At 67.5% G+C, this 14,985-nt stretch carries 19 protein-coding genes; 10 read left to right on the top strand and 9 right to left on the bottom strand.

Annotated elements, in window-relative coordinates; all coding sequences use genetic code 11:
• The first annotated feature begins 51 nt into the window (after positions 1-51).
• Positions 52-1,098, top strand: coding sequence for a DUF5784 family protein (locus CHB65_RS08245; protein WP_089384587.1), 1,047 nt, complete (start codon positions 52-54; stop codon positions 1,096-1,098).
• Between the two features lie 122 nt (positions 1,099-1,220).
• On the opposite strand, the gene CHB65_RS08240 is transcribed toward CHB65_RS08245, so the two are convergent.
• Positions 1,221-1,505 carry a DUF5789 family protein gene (locus tag CHB65_RS08240; RefSeq protein WP_089384586.1) on the bottom strand — a complete coding sequence of 95 codons (285 nt, stop codon included), beginning with the start codon at positions 1,503-1,505 and terminating at the stop codon, positions 1,221-1,223.
• Positions 1,506-1,713: 208 nt separating this feature from the next.
• Between CHB65_RS08240 and upp the strand changes: the two genes are divergently transcribed.
• From upp to CHB65_RS08225, 3 genes are all read left to right on the top strand, one after another.
• Complete coding sequence (upp, locus tag CHB65_RS08235; protein WP_089384585.1) at positions 1,714-2,391, top strand: uracil phosphoribosyltransferase; 678 nt, start codon at positions 1,714-1,716, stop codon at positions 2,389-2,391.
• Positions 2,392-2,474: 83 nt separating this feature from the next.
• Positions 2,475-3,686, top strand: coding sequence for a methyl-accepting chemotaxis protein (locus CHB65_RS08230; protein ID WP_089384584.1), 1,212 nt, complete (start codon positions 2,475-2,477; stop codon positions 3,684-3,686).
• A 95-nt stretch (positions 3,687-3,781) separates the two neighbouring features.
• Positions 3,782-4,006 (top strand): DUF7569 family protein, encoded by a 225-nt coding sequence (locus CHB65_RS08225; RefSeq protein WP_089384583.1) that lies wholly within the window; start codon positions 3,782-3,784, stop codon positions 4,004-4,006.
• 50 nt (positions 4,007-4,056) lie between these two features.
• Here CHB65_RS08225 and CHB65_RS08220 read toward each other — a convergent pair whose 3' ends face one another.
• The 4 genes from CHB65_RS08220 to CHB65_RS08205 form a co-directional block, all read right to left on the bottom strand.
• The gene (locus CHB65_RS08220; RefSeq protein ID WP_089384582.1) at positions 4,057-4,347 is read right to left on the bottom strand and encodes a hypothetical protein; all 291 of its coding nucleotides are present in this window, start codon (positions 4,345-4,347) and stop codon (positions 4,057-4,059) included.
• A gap of 100 nt (positions 4,348-4,447) precedes the next feature.
• Positions 4,448-5,572, bottom strand: coding sequence for an ABC transporter ATP-binding protein (locus CHB65_RS08215; RefSeq protein ID WP_394335412.1), 1,125 nt, complete (start codon positions 5,570-5,572; stop codon positions 4,448-4,450).
• Complete coding sequence (locus tag CHB65_RS08210; RefSeq protein ID WP_245809937.1) at positions 5,553-7,322, bottom strand: ABC transporter permease; 1,770 nt, start codon at positions 7,320-7,322, stop codon at positions 5,553-5,555. The genes CHB65_RS08215 and CHB65_RS08210 overlap by 20 nt, the downstream gene beginning before the upstream one ends.
• A 75-nt stretch (positions 7,323-7,397) precedes the next feature.
• Entirely contained in the window at positions 7,398-8,585 is a 1,188-nt protein-coding gene (locus CHB65_RS08205; protein WP_089384579.1) for a thiamine ABC transporter substrate-binding protein, read from the bottom strand.
• 166 nt (positions 8,586-8,751) lie between these two features.
• Here CHB65_RS08205 and CHB65_RS08200 point away from each other — a divergent pair, with 166 nt between their 5' ends.
• Entirely contained in the window at positions 8,752-9,579 is an 828-nt protein-coding gene (locus CHB65_RS08200) for a hypothetical protein (protein ID WP_089384578.1), read from the top strand.
• A gap of 73 nt (positions 9,580-9,652) precedes the next feature.
• Here the strand turns inward: CHB65_RS08200 and CHB65_RS08195 are convergent, their stop codons facing one another.
• Positions 9,653-9,859 (bottom strand): hypothetical protein, encoded by a 207-nt coding sequence (locus CHB65_RS08195; protein WP_089384577.1) that lies wholly within the window; start codon positions 9,857-9,859, stop codon positions 9,653-9,655.
• Between the two features lie 108 nt (positions 9,860-9,967).
• Between CHB65_RS08195 and CHB65_RS08190 the strand changes: the two genes are divergently transcribed.
• Entirely contained in the window at positions 9,968-11,194 is a 1,227-nt protein-coding gene (locus CHB65_RS08190) for a CobW family GTP-binding protein (protein WP_089384576.1), read from the top strand.
• Positions 11,195-11,229: 35 nt separating this feature from the next.
• Here CHB65_RS08190 and CHB65_RS08185 read toward each other — a convergent pair whose 3' ends face one another.
• The 3 genes from CHB65_RS08185 to CHB65_RS08175 form a co-directional block, all read right to left on the bottom strand.
• The gene (locus CHB65_RS08185; protein WP_089384575.1) at positions 11,230-11,463 is read right to left on the bottom strand and encodes a transcription initiation factor IIE subunit alpha family protein; all 234 of its coding nucleotides are present in this window, start codon (positions 11,461-11,463) and stop codon (positions 11,230-11,232) included.
• Positions 11,464-11,590: 127 nt separating this feature from the next.
• The gene (locus CHB65_RS08180) at positions 11,591-12,007 is read right to left on the bottom strand and encodes an SRPBCC family protein (protein ID WP_089384681.1); all 417 of its coding nucleotides are present in this window, start codon (positions 12,005-12,007) and stop codon (positions 11,591-11,593) included.
• Between the two features lie 50 nt (positions 12,008-12,057).
• A complete protein-coding gene (locus CHB65_RS08175) occupies positions 12,058-12,468 on the bottom strand; it encodes a hypothetical protein (protein ID WP_321166742.1) in 411 nt (136 codons plus the stop codon).
• Between the two features lie 60 nt (positions 12,469-12,528).
• Here CHB65_RS08175 and CHB65_RS08170 point away from each other — a divergent pair, with 60 nt between their 5' ends.
• The 4 genes from CHB65_RS08170 (at position 12,529) to hemB (ending at position 14,973) form a co-directional block, all read left to right on the top strand.
• Positions 12,529-12,744, top strand: a complete 216-nt coding sequence (locus CHB65_RS08170; RefSeq protein ID WP_089384574.1) for a hypothetical protein — start codon at positions 12,529-12,531, stop codon at positions 12,742-12,744.
• Between the two features lie 69 nt (positions 12,745-12,813).
• Positions 12,814-13,638: a PHP domain-containing protein gene (locus tag CHB65_RS08165; RefSeq protein WP_089384573.1), complete on the top strand. Its 825-nt coding sequence runs from the start codon at positions 12,814-12,816 to the stop codon at positions 13,636-13,638.
• Positions 13,639-13,724: 86 nt separating this feature from the next.
• Positions 13,725-13,889 carry a DUF6757 family protein gene (locus CHB65_RS16890; RefSeq protein ID WP_143420383.1) on the top strand — a complete coding sequence of 55 codons (165 nt, stop codon included), beginning with the start codon at positions 13,725-13,727 and terminating at the stop codon, positions 13,887-13,889.
• Positions 13,890-13,992: 103 nt separating this feature from the next.
• Positions 13,993-14,973: a porphobilinogen synthase gene (hemB, locus tag CHB65_RS08160; protein WP_089384572.1), complete on the top strand. Its 981-nt coding sequence runs from the start codon at positions 13,993-13,995 to the stop codon at positions 14,971-14,973.
• Positions 14,974-14,985 lie beyond the last annotated feature (12 nt).

Below are 14,985 nucleotides of genomic sequence, written 5' to 3'. Positions count from 1 at the left end.
CCTGCCACCGGCCACCACAAACGATTAGCGGACCGAACCGGTAGCGATACCGTGGCCAAGCCGCTGCGATTCAGACGGTCGCCTCAGTCGTGGAACGCGGATCGGATCCGCTCGCGCCTCGAGCGGCCGCTCGATGACAACCTGGGCGTACGCGCCGCCGCCCCATGGTTCGCCGCCCCGCCCGGCTACGACGCCCGGCGGTTCGACATGGACGACGGCTCCATGGCGCTGTTCTGCTGGACCGATCACGACGACGATCCGCCGCCGGGTGCCACCCCCGGCCCGGCCGCCTACTGGCTCGGTAACACCGAGACGCCACGGGCGCTCTGGCGGACCGATAAGTACGGCTTCGAGGAGGCTCCCTATCCGGTTTCCCGCTGGGCACAACGCGAACTGCTCGCCGGGCTCCACGACGACGAACCGTGGCTCGCGGCGTTCCCCCACGTCTCGTGGTTCTTCCTCCCCGTCTTCTGCTCGAAGGACGGCGCGGAGACGACCCGGGCGTTCTTCCGGGATCACGGCGCCGGCTTCCCGGGTGCGACCCGCGAGGAGGGAACCGGCTACGTCGAGTCGGCACTCCGGCCCGGTATCCTCGACGACTACCGCGAGACGATGGCCGGGAAACTCGGCACCTCGGCGTCCTTGGATCTCGTCCGGATGAGCGCCGCCATCGCGGAGTTCACGGCCGCGAAGGTGCTCGCCTCGGCCGGCTACCGGATCACGCCTGAGATCGAGGTCACGACCGGCCACTCGCTCGATTATCGCGCCGAAGATCCCGCCACCGGCCACGCCTCGCTCGTCGAGGTGACCCGCCCACAGCGCGTGTCGGGCCGCAGCGCGAACACCCCGGTCGCGGCGATCCGCGATACGGCGGCGACGAAGACGAACGGACAGCTGGAGGCGCACGCCGGCGGCGTCACCCTGCTCGTCGACTGTAGCTCGTTTCCCGACGACGACTGGGCGGTCCTCCGCCGCGAACGACCCGGCGTCCGACACAAACCCGCGATCGTCCTCCGGGCACGGCCCGACGGCCACATTGAGGGCTACACCAAGGGCTCGGTCCCGATCGACCTCTCGGCGTCGATCGCGTGGGTGTAGTCGGGGTCACGCACCCCGCGAGCTACCGGGCTGTCGCGTGTGGTCTCGGGATAAAAACGGGATCGGTTGGCCGGCGATGAGCCGGTGGGATTCCGTCGTCGTGTGGTTCTTGGCCGGTTCCGTTAAAAGGAAACGGGCTGTGGGCCCTGCTCTCCCGTCGTGAAGGGGTCGCGGTCGGAGTAGAACCGTCGACCGACACCACGGTGGCAGACGCCGGCTCGGAGCGTATCGAACACCTCCTCGGGATATTCGAACGTCTGGTCGCCGAAGCGCTCCAGGACGTCCCCGAGCCGCTCGGAGCCATCCACGAGTTCTACGGTCGCGTTTCCGTGAGCCGAGATGATCTCCTCCGAGGTCGCGGGGTACTGGTGCCGTTCGAGCCGTTCGTCAATGCCATTCAAACGCATCGACAGCAGCTACCCACCCCTTGTTCTTAACGATTTTCCATGTATGACCTTAGCGGGCCAGGTAGACCTTCCATGTGTTTAATGATCGTGATCGATCCGGCGGTGGGAGCCGCTGGATCCACACCGCCGGTCGTGGACGGGTACCGGATTCGTCCCGGTTCGAGGCGTATCCAGCATCCTTTATATTCATCCCCCCGACGGTGTGCCCATGACGATCGAGGATCGGGACGACGCGTATCTCATCACGCATGCGCTGGCGAAAGACACCCTCTCGCGGCTTCGTGCCGTCGAAACCGAACAGGTCGCGTTCCGTAAGGGACTCGTCAAACTCGGCCGGATCTGTGGTTACGAGATCATCGACGGGGTGATGGAAACGGAGTACGTCCCCGTCGAAACGCCCTTAGAGGAGACCACCGGCGAGCACGTGCGGGGCCTCGATGACGTCGTCATCATCAACGTCCTCCGGGCGGCGACGCCGTTCGTCGAGGGCTTATTAAAGGCGTTCCCGCGCGCCAAACAGGGCGTCATCTCCGCCGGCCGCGACGAGGAGGCCGGGATGAACGCCGACGGCGAGTTCCCGATCACCATCGACTACGTGAAGCTCCCGGAGATCCGCGAGGGCGACACCGTCATCGTCGCGGACCCGATGCTCGCGACCGGCTCGACGATGTGTGCCGTCCTCAAGCACATCCTCGCCGAGGCCGACGACTACGAGAACCTCTTCGTCCTCTCCGCGGTCTCAGCACCCGAGGGGTTGATCCGTGTCGGCGAGACGTTCGAGGACGCAGACCTGCTTACCGTCGCCATCGACGACGAACTCGACGACGACGGCTTCATCGTTCCCGGCCTCGGCGACGCCGGCGACCGGGCGTTCCGCACGACCTGATCGGCCAGCTACGCCCGTCGCGGATTATCATCCTCCGAAATTCGAGGGATACGTTCTTTATTTCCGCTCTATCTCCCCTCCGTATGGACGACGAGCTCAACCGACTGGTCGAGCACGCGGCGGTGATCGAGCGCCACGTGAGCGAGGCCACCGACGCGACCGACGATCAGGTCTCGACCATGCGGGAGCTTCGCGACGACATGGACGACGTGACGGCGACGATGCAGGAGGTCGCCGCGAGCGCCGCACAGGTCTCAGCGTCGGTGGCAGACGCCCAGTCGCTTGCGGACGAGGCGGTCACCGCCGGCGAGGAGGCCGGCGAGGCGGCCGAGCGAACCGCAGAGGATGCGGCGGCCCTGATCGAGGCAATGGACGGGATCGCCGAGCGGATGAACGACATCGCCGAGATCACGGACCTCATCGGCGATATCGCCGAACAGACCAATCTGCTCGCGCTCAACGCCAACATCGAGGCGGCCCGTGCCGGCGAGGAGGGCGCCGGCTTCACCGTCGTCGCCAACGAGGTGAAAACGCTCGCGGATGAGACCGCCGCCAACGCCGAGGAGATCCAGTCGCTCATCGACGCGCTTCGCGAGGAGACCGCCACCGGCCAGTCCGCCGCGGAGACGACCCGCTCCTCCGTCGACGACACCGTCGCGAACATCGAGGCGGCACTGGAGGCGCTCTCAGCGATCCACGAGGGGATCGCCGCCGCCGGCGACGGAACCAGCGAGATCGCCGCAGCGAACGAGTCCCAGGCGAACACGATCGACCGCGTCGCCGACCGTGTCGAGACCATCTACGGCCGCTCTGAGCGGGTTCACGACTCGATGCGGGAGGCCGAGACGCTCGCGGCCGAGCAGTCGACGATCGCCGAGCACGCCCATGGCTTCATCAACAACCTCCCGGGAATGGCCTACCGGGTCCGCAACGAGACCGGCTGGCCGACGCTTTTCGCCTCCGACGGGACGGCATCACTCACGGGATACGACCCCGACGATTTCATCGAGGGACGCGTCTCGCTCGGCGACGACGTAATTCACCCGGCGGACGCCGATGCGGTGTGGGAGGCCGTTCAGGAGGCGCTCAATGCGGATCGCGACTTCGATCTGACCTACCGTATTCGCCGGGCCGACGGCGACGTCCGGCGGGTCCGTGAACAGGGCCGCGGGATCCACGAGGGTGGCGAACTGATCGCCTTAGAGGGGTATATCTGGGATCCAGACGACTCGGACTCGCGATCCGTTATCGCGGACGAGGCCCGAGCGACGGTGGCTTCCTCCAGCCACGGCTGAGCGACGGTGGCTTCCTCCAGCCACGGCTGAGCGACGGTGACGTCTTCCAGCTCGGGCTGAACAACAGTTAATACGGGTCCGTCCGACCGATATTTATGAGCGACGCGGCGACGAACGAGCCCTGTGACGCCTGTGGCGAGGCGACCACCGACGCGCTCGCCCGCACCGTCCGGCTGAGCGTCGACCGGGCGAACATCGACACCCAGCGGCTGTGCCCGGAGTGTTTCGCCGAGTGGATCCGACGCTACGAGGCCGAGATGGCGGGCGGGGACACGACGGCCGCGAGCGACGGCTCCGATTCCGAGATCATCATCGACTGACTGTCACGTTTTTCTGGATGTCCCTTATTCCGCTATTTCGACGCGTACGCTCAGGACCGACGAAGCGGTGATTCCTCCGGAACCGCGACGTCGCGTGCGCGCAGCAGCGATAATGCTCGCCGTCGAACTACCTGTGGCGTCGGCAGCGTCTGATCGTGGGCAGTCTGGACGATAATCCAGCCGGAGATGTCGTCGACGGCATCACCGCCCGCGAGGTCATGGATGGCCCTGAGGATCGTCTCGTACTCGTCGCGATGCGTCTCGAACTGCGACGACGGCGGACTCGGGAGCGACGAACGCGCCCGCCGAATGCGACGAAGCGCGTAGTACGGATTCGCCATGGTACGATGGGATCACCGAACTGGCTTAAAAGGGATGTGCCTCCGTGTGTCGGATTGCTCCGTGTCGATCGCTCACAGGTCTCCGCGTCGGTTCCCACCCTCACCGCTCGACGGCGACGAGATGGGCGTCCTCGGGGTCGAAGCCCACGGTGACCGCCCCCGAAAGCGGGTCCGGCGTCCGGAGGATGATCTCCCGATCGTTCCAACCGAGCTGCACACGCGTCGTCTCGCCCAAGAACTCGACGCTCTCGACGGTTCCCGTCAATCGACTCGTCCCACCGTCTATCCGGAGCGCCTCCGGACGGACACAGATCGTCGCTCGGTCGCCCGCCGTGATCGTCTCCGTCGTTTCGAGCCGGAACGCGGCGTCGTCCACGTCGATGACCGCGACACAAGCCGTCCCCGCTTTTCGCTTTCCTTTCTCGATGGCGCGGACCCGCCCCTCCAAGACGTTGTTGTCGCCGATGAACGACGCGACGAATCGCGAGGACGGCCGCCGATAGATCTCCCGTGGCGGGGCGATCTGCTCCGCTGTCCCCGCACGCATCACCGCCACGCGGTCCGAGATGGCGAGCGCCTCCTCTTGATCGTGTGTTACGTATATCGTCGTAATCTCGAGTTCACGCTGGATCGCTTTGACCTGCACGCGGAGCCGCTCGCGCAGCCGGGCGTCCAGCGCGCTCATCGGCTCATCGAGCAATAGCACCTCGGGCCCCGGAGCCAGCGCCCGTGCGAGCGCGACACGTTGTTTTTGCCCGCCCGAGAGGGTATTCGGATCCCGATCGGCGGCGTCCGGCAGGTCGACGAGATCGAGCAGTTCCGCGATCCGATCCTCGGTCGAGCCGCCGCCAGGGGGGTCCTGAAACCGGAGCCCGTAGCCGACGTTCTCGCCCACGGTCATGTGGGGAAAGAGCGCGTAGTTCTGGAAGACGACGCCGATGTTTCGGTCCTCCGGGGGGATCCCGGAGACGACCTCGCCGCCGAACCGTATCGTCCCCGCCGTCGGCGACTCGAACCCCGCGATCAGCCGCAGGGTCGTCGTCTTCCCGCAGCCCGAGGGGCCGACCAGCGTGAAGAACTCCCCCTCGCGCACCGCGAGGTCGACGTCCTCGACCGCCGGGGTCCCGCCATACACCTTGCTCACGCCGTCGAGTTCGACCGCGGGGGGGCTGTCGGGTCCGGCCGCTGCGGGCGCTCCGTCGTCGCTATAGGCCAAAGCTCTCACCCCCGAGCCGGTCGATCACGACGAAACTGATGCTCGTGACGATAAGGAGGACGACGCCCATCGCGGTCGCCGGTCCGAGCCGCCGCCCGATGAATCGTTCGATCGCGACGGGCATGGTGTAGGCGTCGGTTCCCGTCGCGAGCACGACCGTCGAGGAGAACTCACCGATCGAGATGGCGAACGCGAAGGCCGCGCCGGCGACGACGCCCGGCCAGACCAGCGGCAGCTCGATGTCGAGCAGGACGCGGGCCCGGGAGGCACCGAGCGCCCGAGCGGATTCGATGAGCGACCGATCGAGGCCTTCCAGCCCCGGTGCAACCGTCCGGACGACGAACGGGTAGCCCGAGACGGCGTGGGCGGCGACGATGGCGACCGAGCCGGCGATCACGATCCGCCACCCGGCGATCTCGACGCCGAAGACGAGCCCCCGGAGCAGTCCAAGGCCGACGATGATCCCCGACACCGCGAGCGGCGCCATCGCGATCGCATCGACGAGCTTGCGCCCCCGATAGCGCCGCGTCGTCAACACCGCGACCACGACGCCCATCGGGAGCGCGATCAGGAGGGAACCGGCCGCGAAGACGAGCGAGTTCCGGACCGCGGTCCATGGCTGCACCTGAAAGGCGGCACCGGTCCGCTGCCGGTCGACGAGGAACCGATAGTGTTCGAGGGTAAAGCTCCCGTCGGCGGCGATCACGCTCGCGAGGATCATCGAGACGATCGGCGAGAGAAAGACGAACGCCGCGATGATCCCATATATGCCGAGACCAACCCGCGGAAGCACCTCGCGAACGGAGATCGCCGGTAGCCGAAACAGGGGCCGTCGCGGGAGGGGACGCGCGCCACGCGAGCGGACCGCGTGACGGGCTTCATACCGAAGGTAGCCGAGCAGCACCCCGAGCGAGATGACGAGTTCGATGATCGCCAACGCGGCCGCCTCCGCGTAGTTCAGGTCCTGTACGAGCCGGTAGACGAACACCTCGACGGTCGCCAGCTGGAATCCCCCGAGCGCGAGCACGATGGGGAAGGTGGCGAAGGTGAAGACGAACGTGAGCGCCCCGCCCATGAGCACCGCCGGATAGAGCTGTGGGGCGACCACGTCACGAAACGCCCGGAACGGGCTCGCCCCGAGACTCCGCGCCGTCTCGATCGCACTCGCGTCGACCGACTCCCACGCGGCGGTCGTCACCCGCGCGACGAGCGGCGCGTTATAAAAGGCGTGGGCGATGATGATCGCCTCCAGCGTGAACATGAGCTCGACGGGGCCGAGTCCGATCGCGGCGAGGGCGGTGTTGAGCGTTCCCTCCCGTCCGAAGGTGGCGACGAACCCGACCGCGACCATGATCGACGGGAGGACGAACGGGAGGATGGTGAGCGAGCGCAGGGTTCGTCGCCCACGGAACTCGTATCGTGCGAGGAGGTAGGCGGCGGGTACTCCCAACATGACGCTCGCGACCGTCGAGAGCGCGGCCTGATAGGCGGTGAACCCGACGATCCCGAGCCGTCGGTCCGCTCCGAGCAGATCGCGCAGCACCGCGATCGGATCCTCGCCGGCGAGGAGGCGGGCGAACTCGCCGAAGTAGAACGGGTCCCGAAGGATCTCCGCGAAGACCGCGAGGGTGATCGCGCCCTCGACGACGACCGCCTCCACGAACACGGTCGCGACGGGATAATAAAAGACGACGGCGAGGAGGGCGACCGTCGCGACCGCCAACGGGACGAGGGCACGACGCTCCGCGCCCGCACGGATCCGCCGTGCTCTCGGCTGCCCTTCGCCCGTGTCCCTTGGACGCCTCCTCGACGGCGGGTCGTTCACGACGGGGCCTCAGTTCTCGGCGAACTGTCGCTCCCACGCATCGATCCATCCGTCGACCGATCCCTGCAGCTCCTCGTAAGTGAACGTGACCGGATCCGGGGGCTCCTTGGCCAGTTCGTCGTACTCCGCGGCCAGATCGGCGGTCGTCGTCGCCGGGAACTGCACGTTCAACTCGGCGATCTCCCCTTGCACCCGTGGCGAGAGGAGGAACGAGAGGAACTCCCGCGCGAGATCCGGCTCGTCTGCGTCCGCGAAGACGGCGGCGCCCTCCGGATTGGCGTAGGCCTGATCGTCGAGGAACCGAACCTGGTGTTCCTCGAGATCCGCACCTTCGGCGGCCGCGAACACCTGATCGGTCGAGTAGGAGACGACCATCGGGGCCTCCCCGCCGGACCAGGCGGCATAGGCGTCGTCCCACGAGCCCTGCACGCGGACGTCGTTCTCCTGGAGGGCCGCCCAGTAGTCGAGGTAGTCCTCGTGGTCGACATCGCTCCCGCTTCCCTCCTGATCGTCGGCACCGAACCGGTGGACGGTGTGAAGCAGGAACGCCCGCCCGGTCGTCGAGCCGCTCGGGTTCTGCGTGATAAGCGCGCCGCCGTGGTCCGCATCCAGCAGCCCCTCGAACGTCTCCGGAGCCGTCGTCGCCGTGCCGTCGTAGACGAGGCTGATGTAGTTGGTCGCGTACGGGACGACTCGATCGCGTGGATCGAACCACAGCCCGTCCTGGACGTCATCGAGTCCGTCCACGTCCGCAAGCGCGCCCGCTTCGAAGAGCGGGTCGTCCGCGCCGTCGTCGATCCGAACGAGGTCGTCGACGTTGAGGCCGACGAAGAGGTCGGCGTCGATGTCCGCGCCGGCGTTTCGTCGCTCGATGTAGTGATTCACCCCGTTTTCGGGAGTCGCCCACTCGATCTCGATCCCGTACTCCTCCTCGAACGTCTCCGCCAGCCACGGCCCGGGGCTGGAGGAGGGCGCGTCGATGAAGGAGCTGTACGTCGCGACCGTCAGCGTGGAGGCCTCCTCGTCGGATCCGCCCTCCTCACCGTCGTCGCTCCCACCGTCGTCGCTCCCACCGTCCGTTCGATCGTCGGCTTCCTCGTCGACCTGTTCGGCCGTACAGCCCGCGAGCGCCACCGCACCCGCCGCTCCCGCAGCCGCAAGAAACCGCCGCCTGGATCGCCGTCTGGATTCTTCCATAACCAAGTTATCAAACCGAGTGGTACAAAAGGACATCGTGTGCGGAGCCGGGAGGTGGGCGACGTCCGTGTCGATCGGACGCCAGCGATCGGTTGGCCGGCCGCCGGCAAGTTGCTCAGCGGACGCCGGCGAAATCGGTTTATCCCTCGGCGGTCTCTACCGCTCCATGCATTCGAAGTCGACCGCGACCGGTTCCGAGCGAGCGGGCGGACGCGGTCTCAGCCGGCGACGACTACTCGCGGCCGGTGCGACTGCCGGTGTGATCGCCGCCGCCGGCTGTCTCGAGACGCGCGACGGGCCGGTCCCGGAGCCGATCGTCGGTGACGATCGGATCGACGAGGACTGGCGACTGGTCGATGAGTCCGAGGCGATGATCTTCGAAGAGGCCTTCGGCCCCGTCACGGTTCAGGCGTTCGAACACACCCACGTTCACGAGTACGTCGACGTCACTGAGGCGTTCGTGGAGACGTTCGGCACGGAAGGGTCCCCGGTGCTATTTTTCGCCACTCGAGTGGATCTCCGGCCCGCCATCGACCGCCTTCCCGGCGGGGTCGGCCTCGACCGGCTCATGGAGGAGGTCCGCCCGGCCGCCGAGGACGGCTTCCGAGACCAGCTTGAGGAGAGCGGGGTCGAGGACGTTTCGCTGGAGGAGACCGGATCGACGACCGTCGACAGCGGCCACACGGCCCGGACGGCGCGTTTCACCGCACGGTTCCCCATCGAGGGCGAGACGTCCCTCCCCGACGGTTCGACGGAGCCGGTCAACGACGTCGTCGGGATCGAAGCACCGCTCGGGATCTGGCACGACGACGTCGACGTCATCGTCTCCGGGGGCGCGTACCCGACCGAGCCGCTGAGCGAGGTGCTCTCCCGTTCGCTTTCCGACGCCGGTGACGACGTGCCCGTCCTCGAGGGAGCACACGGCGACGCGCTCGCGACCGAGCCGGAGACGTTCGCCGAGTCCGTCGATGCGCTGTTGCGGTCGGTAGAATGAGGGTCCGGTTTTCGCCGCCCGCTTCGTTTCAGCCGTTTCGCCGTCGGTTCCCGTTCAGGCCGCTGGCTCCGGGTTAGGCCGCTTCGCCCTCGGCGAGCTCCGGGGCGTCGCTCTCGGCGTCGCCGTCGATCTCCGGGGGCTCCGTTCCGGCCGCTTCACCGAGTGCGGGCGCATGTCGATCGTCGCCCATCGAGATCCAGACGAGATACAACATCCCAACGACCATCAGCAGCGTTGCGACCGATCCGACGACCGCGACCGGGAATACGAGCTGATCCATAGGGGCTGATCGAGCGTCGGCATGTATCAACGTATCGGCTTTCGTCGGCGCTGTCGCCGTCGCCTACGGGTCGGGATATTAAAGGGGCGAGCCGCCATCCCGCACGTCATGAGCGAGCGTATTCCCGTCACGATCCTCTCCGGGAGCCTCGGTGCCGGCAAGACGACCCTGCTGAACCACCTGCTCGCGAACGCGGGCGGCCGTGAGATCGCCGTGTTGGTCAACGATATGGGCGATGTGAACATCGATGCGGAACTCATCGCGGAGGGCTCGGAGCTCGACGTCGACGACGGCGTCGCCGAACTGTCGAACGGCTGTATCTGCTGTGAGCTCCAGGACGATCTGGAGACGGCGGTCGTTCGACTCGCGAACGAACGTGAGTTCGACGTGCTCGTCGTCGAATCCTCGGGGATCTCCGAGCCCGCCCCCGTCGCACGGCTGTTCACGACGGAATCCGCCGCGGCCGCCCGCTATCGCGTGGACGCGCTCGTGACGGTCCTCGACACCCGGGCGTTTCTCGACGCCTTCGCCGGCGAAGCCGTCCCCGAGCGTCGTGGGACCGACGACGACCGACCGCTCTCCGACCTGCTCGTCGAACAGGTCGAGGTGTCGAACCTCGTGCTCCTGAACAAACGCGACCTCTGTACGGAAGCCGAGCTGGCCGAGGCCGAGGAGCTCGTCGGCGCGCTCCAGCCGTCCGCCGAAACGATCCGCACCGAGTTCTCCACGGTCGATCCGAACCGGCTGCTCGAGGTCGACCTGTTCGATGCGCGCGCCGTCGGCGACCTCCCCGGCTGGAAGCGCGCGCTGGCGGAGGATACACACCACCACGACCAGGAAAGCGATCACGTACACCACCACGACCACCGCCATCCCGACGAAGTGTACGGGATCACCTCCTTCACGTATCGCCGACGCCGACCCTTCCACCCCGATCGCCTCCTCGCGGTCCTTCGCGACCTTCCAGTCGAGGTCGTCCGCTCGAAGGGAACGCTCTGGATCGCCGGCAGCGACCTCCGTCAGCAGGTGAGCCAAGCGGGGCCGTCCGTCCGTGCGTCGGCACCCGGGCCCTGGATCGCGAGCCTCCCTGAAATCGAACGCGACATGCTGCGCTCGAACCGGCCCGACCTCGACTGGGACGAGGAGCACGGGGACCGGCTGACGGAGTTCGTCGTTATCGGGACGGACCTCGCAGGGACCGACATCCGTTCGCGGCTCGACGACGCGCTCGTCACCGACGCGGAGTGGGACCGGCTCCGGGCAGGCGAGGCGCTCGGATCGATAGCTCCGTTCCCGAACGAACAGGGCGAGGAGGTCGCGCTCCCGGAGCCCTAAAAGCGACCCCCGACGATCGTTCCCTCGTCGGCCGATCAGCAGGCGCAGCTACTGCCGGTCGCGCGTTCGAACCGCATCGATTCGCCACACTCGGGACAGATCGGTGTTCCCTCCTCGTTACGGTCGAGTCCCTCGTCGTCCACCTCGACGTCTCGAACCCGAACGCCACAGTCATCACACCAGTACGAGGCCGTGGAGCCGTCGCCGCCTCCCGGCGCGCGCTGTCCCGATCCCTGCAGCATGTCGGTTACCGTGTCGATGAGACCCATACATCCGTCCACGGCGTACTGAGGTGTTATACCACTGGTGCTGTGTGAACGTGGCGCACAACCGTATCCCGCGTCGTGGCGCACAAGCGTGACGGTCGAACGGGGCGGCCGAGTGGAGCGATCCCCCTCAGACCGCCTCCGCGATCCCATCGAGCGCCCGTTTCAGTTCACCGCGTCGCTTCCACGCCGCGATCCGGTCGGCGAACGGCACCGGCGCGTTCAGCGCCACCGCGGAGCGAAGCCGTACCCGCGATCCCTCGTTTTCGGGATCGACGGTCAGCCATGTCTCCATGTGCTTGAACGGACCTGCGGGGCCATCGTCGGCGACGGCGTACCGATAGCCGTCCGATCGTCGCTCGAACCGAAGACGAAACCCGACGCCGGGACCGGTCACGGTCACGATCGTCACCTCATCGTCGGCGCCCTCCTCCACCTCCGCTACCTCGAAGCTTCCCTCCCACTCGACGATCCGGGTCGGGCTCAGCTGTCGGCCGACCGTCGGTGGGCTCTCGGCGATGAACCGCTCGACTTCGACCTCGCGCATGGCCGGCGATTCATCGTCGACCATCATAACGTCGTGGGGCGACCGGCCGGTCACCACACCAGCGGCACCGTGAGCGCCACGAGGACGATCCCGAGCCCGACGGCGGCGTACAGCAACCGCTCGAACCGTGGCGCGGCCGGAAGCGGTCCGGCATCCCGTGCCGGAGCCGATCGGACGAACTGGTCGTACGCGATCGCGGTCAGCAACAGAAACGCGAGCGTCGAGAGTCCGAGCGACCACCGGAGCGAGAGGCCATACGAGAGGCCGTAGATCGGGCCGACCGAGAGCGCGAGCATGAATCCGAGCGCGGTGCTCACGACGAAGGGAACGGGATCGATCCGCTCCCCGCGGCGGTTTCGGATGCGTTCCGAGACGGCCGACACGGCCGCATCGAAGACGCGGGTCGGACGCGATGTGCGCGCTCGCCGTGAGGCACGCGGCGGGCGGGAGGGATCCACCATGTGGGCTGTGTACTATCCGCACGGACAAGAGCTAAGTGGTGAAGCCCCGCCCATCCGGACATGAGCGAGGAGCCGAAGGGGATCAGCGAGGGGCTGTCCGAGTCGAAGGGGGACCCGCGGCTGGTCCTAGCGTTGAACGCCGTCCTCTCCACGTGGTTCGCCTGGACCGCCGTCTGGGGTGCGGATCTGCTCGGACTCATCGAGTACTCACTCACGAACGTCGCCACGTTCGCGATCGTCCTCTTCGCCGTGACGTACGTCGTCGTGCTGCGATGAGCCCCTTCACTGGGAAACCGCATCACCGAAACCGCCGTCGATTAGTGATACCGCCCCTTGCTCACGGGCATGACCGGCTCCGCCCCCGATCCCGGTGACCTCGTCGCCGACCTCCACACGCACACGACCGTCTCCGACGGCACGCTCACCATCGAGGACGTACCGGCGGCCGCCCGCGAGGCCGGGCTTGCGTGGGTCGCGGTGACGGACCACGACCGGATCCATCCCGGGATCGACGCCCCGGTCGTCGCACGCGACGGGGTGCGGATCGTCCGCGGGATCGAGCTGCGGGTCGATGCCGGCTTCGAACGGCTCGATCTGCTCGGCTACGCGGTCGAACCCACGGACGCGCTTCGCGCCGAGATCGACCGCCTCCAGCGGGACCGTCGCGAGCGCGGCGCTCGGATCCTCGCGCGCGTCGAGGAGCGACTCGACGTCGACCTCAACGTCGAACCCCGCCCGGGACTCGGCCGCCCGCACATCGCCCGCGCCATCGACGCCTCGCCGGCACCCTACGACTACGCCGACGCCTTCGACGAGCTGATCGGCGACGACGGACCCTGTTTCGTCGCCCGCGAGGTGACCTCGCTCGCGCGTGGCGTCGAACTCCTCTCGGAGGCGTGTGCGCTCGTCGGCCTCGCACACCCGTTCCGCTATGCGCACGTCGCCGAAGCACTGGATGTCGCCCGCGAACTCGATGCGGTCGAGCGCTGGTATCCCTACGGACGCTCCGTCGATGACGAGGCGGTCGATCGGGTCGCACGGGAGGCGGATCTCCTCCGGACCGGCGGGAGCGACGCCCACGGACGGACGCTCGGGGCGGCGGGACTGACCGAGGCTGCCTTCGCACCGATCCGCGAGCGGTTACCGGCCCCCGTCGAGGTGGGAGAGTAACTTCACGGCGGTTTCCGGTGCGCGTTGATCGTCGCATGGCTCCCCGAACCGTACGCGTTTTACCCGCCGCCGCCCTTCCTTCATCCATGCAGTGTCACTACTGCGACGACGAGGCCGCCTACGGTGCCGAGAAGGACGGGATCACCGTCGGCCTCTGTGACCGACACTTTCGCGAACGGCTGGAGGAGCTCGCGGACTCCGAGGAGCTCGCCGCCATCCGCGAACAGATCGATCTCGACTCGACGGACTGAAAAGCAGCCGACCGACGGCCGCCCCCAGCCCGTCACGCCCCGCCCGTCCTCGGGTGTGGCCCGAAACGGATCTTAAAAGACGCCCCGGAGCCAAGCGACGGCCATGCATCCAACCGACCGCCCGCGTCGCCTGCGGACGGATGGGGTTCGATCGCTCGTCAGCGAGACGACACTCGCGGCGACGGACCTGATCGCGCCGGTCTTCGTCGACGCGACGGCCGACGAGCGCGTGCCGATCCCGTCGATGCCGGGTCACGAGCGCGTCCCGGTATCGGAGGCGGTCGAGCGCGTCGAGGAGGTGCTCGCGACCGGCGTCGAGTCGGTGATCTGCTTCGGTATCCCCGAGTCGAAGGACGCCCACGGATCCGGCGCATACGCGACCGATGGGGTCGTCCAGCGCGCCATGCGGGCGATCACGGCCGAGACCGACGCCTACGTCGTCGGCGACGTGTGTCTCTGTGAGTACACCGACCATGGCCACTGCGGGCTCCTCGAACCCGGGGCCGAGGACGACCCGACGCTCACCGTGCGCAACGACGAGACGCTCGAGTTGCTCGCGAAGACCGCCGTCTCACAGGCCGATGCGGGCGCGGACATGGTCGCGCCGTCGTCGATGACCGACGGCCAGGTGCGGGCGATCCGGGACGCCCTCGACGACGCGGGCCACACGGACGTCGCGTTGATGAGCTATGCGGTCAAGTATCGGTCGGCGTTCTACGGCCCGTTCCGTGACGCCGCCGACGGCGCGCCGGCCTTCGGTGACCGGCGACACTATCAGATGAACCCCGCGAACCGCCGCGAGGCGCTGCGGGAAGCTCGTCTGGACGTTGCGGAGGGCGCGGATATCCTGATGGTCAAACCGGGGCTCCCGTATCTCGACATCGTCCGCGACCTTCGGGAGTCGTTCGACCATCCGATCGCCGCCTACAACGTCTCCGGCGAGTACGCGATGGTACACGCCGCCGCCGAGAAGGGTTGGTTGGACCTCGAAGCGGTCGCGTTCGAATCGTTGCTCTCGTTGAAGCGGGCGGGCGCGGACCTGATCGTCACCTACTTCGCTGAGGACCTCGCCGCACACCTCTGAGAGCTCGTCCCC

The organism is Halorubrum vacuolatum (assembly GCF_900188065.1).
In the GTDB taxonomy this organism is placed as follows: Archaea; Halobacteriota; Halobacteria; order Halobacteriales; family Haloferacaceae; genus Halorubrum; species Halorubrum vacuolatum.
Note: the sequence above shows the minus strand (reverse complement) of the source record. Positions and strands in the feature narration are given on the sequence as shown.